The sequence below is a fragment of the Streptococcus sp. 339 genome, assembly GCF_013277285.1.
Taxonomy (GTDB): domain Bacteria; phylum Bacillota; class Bacilli; order Lactobacillales; family Streptococcaceae; genus Streptococcus; species Streptococcus pseudopneumoniae.
In genome coordinates this window covers 1-3,892 of the sequence record NZ_VMMR01000129.1, presented here as the reverse complement: position 1 = coordinate 3,892, position 3,892 = coordinate 1, and the positions used below count along the sequence as shown (strand labels likewise).

The 3,892-nt window shown below is 39.0% G+C and carries 3 protein-coding genes; all 3 read right to left on the bottom strand.

Annotated features, from left to right (window positions below):
- Positions 1 to 137: 137 nt before the first annotated feature.
- Positions 138 to 1,241, bottom strand: coding sequence for an FAD-dependent oxidoreductase (locus tag HT736_RS11340; protein ID WP_023940312.1), 1,104 nt, complete (start codon positions 1,239 to 1,241; stop codon positions 138 to 140).
- Between the two features lie 216 nt (positions 1,242 to 1,457).
- Positions 1,458 to 2,084 (bottom strand): Abi family protein, encoded by a 627-nt coding sequence (locus HT736_RS11895; RefSeq protein WP_007284783.1) that lies wholly within the window; start codon positions 2,082 to 2,084, stop codon positions 1,458 to 1,460.
- Between the two features lie 958 nt (positions 2,085 to 3,042).
- Positions 3,043 to 3,892, bottom strand: an 850-nt coding sequence (locus HT736_RS11330) for a hypothetical protein (RefSeq protein ID WP_191994912.1), incomplete at its 5' end; no start/stop codon positions are given.

Below are 3,892 nucleotides of genomic sequence, written 5' to 3'. Positions count from 1 at the left end.
CTGACTTCGTCAGTTCTATCCACAACCTCAAAGCAGTGCTTTAAGCTGACTTCGTCAGTTCTATCCACAACCTCAAAGCAGTGCTTTGAGCAGCCCGCTGCTAGTTTCCTAGTTTGTTTTTTGATTTTCATTGAGTATTATTCGCTTTTTACCGGTTTGACATAGTTTTCAATTGGGTAGTTTTCAGGGTTCAAAGTCAACTCCTTGCCTTTGACCAATTGAGCTAGGTGGTAACCAATAATAGGACCAGTTGTGAGGCCTGATGAACCTAGTCCACTAGCAGCGTAGACACCTGCCAATTCTGGCACTTGCCCAAAGAAAGGAGAGAAATCACTAGTATAGGCACGGATTCCCACACGCTCAGCCCTTGAAGTCGCTCTAGCTAAAACTGGATAGTGAGGTAAGGCTGCCTCCTCCATTTGCTGGAGCAAGATTTCATCTACCGTCAAATCAAATCCCATATCATTTTCATGGGTAGCACCTAGGGACAATTTGCCACCTGCAAAAGGAATCAAATCCCATTCCCCTTCTGGCATGACAACAGGGTAAAATTCCATGTCTTGGGCCAGCTGATAATCTCGGAGCTGTCCTTTCTGAGGACGGACATCCACAGCATAACCCAAGGGTTCTAACATATCCCCCAACCAAGCTCCCGTCGCCAAAATAACCTGCTCAAACTCCTCTTCACCAATCTGGTAGCCTGATGCTAACGGTGTCAGAGTCACTTTTTCTTTGACCAGCTTGACATGACTTGATTCCAGCAAATGAGTCACTAAAAGTTGGCCATCTACTCTCGCTCCACCAGAAGCATAGAGCAGACGGTCAAATCCCTGCAAACCAGGGAATAATTCATTAGATGATGCTTGGTCCAGAATGGCTAATTGCCCTATCAAGGGAGATTCTTCTCTGCGCTGGAGGGCTAATTCATAGAGTTCTTCCAACTTGGATTCATCCTTTTTCAGGAGAAAGACTCCCGAACGATGGTAAAAGTCGATTTCTTGCCCTGATTTCTCTAAATCAGCTAATAAATCCACATAAAAATCAGCCCCCAAGCGCGCCATTTTGTACCAAGCTTTATTGCGGCGTTTGGAAAACCAAGGACTGATAATTCCTGCTGCAGCCTTGGTAGCCTGACCTTGTCCATGGTCAAAGACGGTTACCTCTAGGTCACTTTCTTTCGAGAGGTGGTAGGCAGCTGTTGCCCCCACAATTCCTGCTCCAATAATGGCAACTTTTTTCATTGTTATAATTTATTCCTTTTGTTTCACTCAAGGCACAACACAGAATAAAAAAGTTTTGTGCCCTTTATTTTGTTTTATACTAGACCTCCATACTATCTTATTCTTTCCAATAATTATCTATCTAAGAGATTATCCTATTCTTAATTGTCAATAAGTTCACCCATTCCTCTGGAAGACCGTAGTGTCTCAAATCAACTTGTTCTCTACTTCCTTCTTCTAGTAAATTTTGTATTTTTTATTCCAAAAATTCTGGGTTTCTAGGGACATGGACAAAATAAGATGTCTCATTGCTATAAAATAAATAAATAATGTCTTATCATCATTCTCTGAGTTTGTCTCCAATAACTCCTTATCAGAATGATGAAGAGCAGGTAAGGTATGGTGTAAGCGTTCATATAATCTGCCATTATATGAGCATATATTTCTAAGATATCGAAGTGCATTACACCAGGACAATAAGATTTTAGCTGGAATTTTATCATCCTTATACAAGAGCAAACTAATATAAGCAGCAACCTTATTTCGATAACCTGGTTGTAAGGCGACAAGAAATGATGATATATTTCCAAATGTCATTAAACGAAAAACAGTCCAAGGCAACACAACACCATATTGTCTAATCTGATTCTTTACTATGGAATCATCTTGTTTTTCAAAAATAAACCGCGATAAATGATACTTTGTTTTCAAGACAGTATCCTGACGTTTAGGGTTATCCTTGCAGTATTTAGATTGTTCAGAAAAATATAAATCATCGTCTTCAAAAATATAAATAGTTTTTTGGTATCCAAGCGTCAGAGCATCAGCGGTACTCTTTTTCAAAAAGACTTCAATTCTCTCCAATATTTCTTGAAGGAAATTTCTAAGGTAACTATCAAATAAGTAGGCTTACTTAGCTAAAATATACTGACGATTAACCAATTTACCATAAATCTACGCAATCCTTTTTATAAAATTCATCATCAACATTATATGAAAAATCCCAATGAGATTTATCTTTCATATGTTGATACAATTCTTCTTCTGTCAGTGCAGGTTCAATCGCCATTTTTAACGTAGTAGGTGCTAACACAGGATTATAAACTAATCGTATTTTATCAACTATATCAATATTTCAAGGAATATATTCCTTGAAATTTGTTAATTCAAATATGGCAACATTCATTCTAACAGTCTCCACTATATGAAAAAAGGTCACCTAGTTATACATTGCTGCACCTTTGATGACTTCTAATCTACCTAGATTATACCACAATAATCCCTATTAATCAATAGAAATATTTTTTAAGTGTAGTATATTGAGCCTAGAATAGTAGGCTACGGATTCTAAAATATTTCTAGAAATTAATTTGACTTTCTCAATCTCTTTGTTCATATCTTATTTCAATCTACTATATATGATATACGTATGGTTGGTTATGGAGAGCACAATCATCTGACAAAACCAAGTGATAGAGAGCGCTTACATCAACTCCTAAAGAAAGATGGATAGAAAGACGCTTTTCAACTTCTTTCTATCCATTACTTCCTTCAAGAGTCCACACCAGCAATTTTCAGTTCCATTTCATGAACTATCTTACTTGTTTCGTGTTTCTTCTTTATCTTACTCTACCATCAAAGACTTCTACTTGTACTAGAGGAGGAAGCATTCACATTTAAAAGACGGTGTCCTGTTCCCAGAACCACTTCCCCACTAGAAGCTGGTATATTCCCACTACAGGTTTGCGACTAACTTTTCCTATCGTCATTATCCAGCAATGTAGTAACTTCTATGGTCACCTGCGATATTTCAACATGTCGCTTATCTTAGCTGAGCAAGAATCGCTTTGAGTTTCTCAATCAACTCGTCTTCTGTGTGGTCAGACTCTTTCTCATTGGCTAGGAAAGCAACTGCTTGAGCGAGAGCTTCTCGTGCTTGGTCGAGAACTTTCGTATCCACATTTGTAGAATCCAATTCTGCTTCAAGCTTGCTTAGTTCCTTGACCAATTTCTTGAGTTCTGACTCTTTCTTACGACGCGCGATGAGGAAGAGAAGGAGCCCAAGAAGGGCAAGTAGACTGCCAATCATTACTACATATGAAAATTCAGTAGTTGTCTGACTATCGTCTTTCATCTGATCTTTTTCTTGATTTTGCTGGTCTTCTTTCACACCTTTTAAGGAGTCTATTACCTCTCTCACTCTTCTAACAATATCACGCAAATCGGACTCTGTCAAACTTTCGTCATTAAGAGCTTGTTTAATCTCTGTAAGAAGAGCTTTAGCTGACTCAAGCGTTGTACTATCTATATCATCCAAATCTTTCAAACGACTTTCCAATCCTTCAACCAATCGAGCAAGCTCAGACTTGTCAACAGGACGAGTCTCGTTAGGAGTCACTGTAGTTCCTGAATTGTTTGGAGTGCTTGTAGAAACTGGCGTTTCTTGAGTCGAAGTGCTTGCTTGTGCCTGTCCAACAGTAGACGATGGAGTAGTAAGGGTCGTATTGCTACTATTGTCAGTTGTCACACCAGGGGCTGGAGTATTGCCTCTGTTATCTGGTGTCACACTGTTGCTATTGCTGCCAGCAGGGTTGGTAGTAGCTCCATTGTTGGTGTTGCCACTGTTGCTAGTATCAGTACTATTATTACCAGATTTTTTCTCTACGGTTTCT